Annotated in this window: 1 protein-coding gene; it reads left to right on the forward strand. The window is 33.2% G+C overall.

The window, feature by feature from the left end:
* A partial coding sequence (locus AOA62_RS31930) for a hypothetical protein (RefSeq protein ID WP_218244213.1) occupies positions 1 to 271 on the forward strand: 271 nt, incomplete at both ends.

Here is a 271-nt window from a genome sequence, read left to right on the forward strand (position 1 = left end):
ACCCAAGGAAATGAAGGAAAAGGAATTTCAGTCAATGGAGAAGCTGATAATTTAGAATATGATAGATTCGTTGTTAATGGTGATTTTCCTATCGCTGAAAAATTAGTAGAAATGAAGAACTCAAGATCTTATACTCCTTCTGTTGGTACACTTGTTATTTATTTAGGGATTGATGGTCATTTAAATACTGATCATATGCACCAATTTATCATGGGAAATGATTTAGAGGCACAGACAGATGATATCTTCAGAAAGAAGGTATTACCTGAAG

This window comes from Pseudomonas sp. 2995-3, assembly GCF_002742565.1.
Taxonomy (GTDB): domain Bacteria; phylum Pseudomonadota; class Gammaproteobacteria; order Pseudomonadales; family Pseudomonadaceae; genus Aquipseudomonas; species Aquipseudomonas edaphica.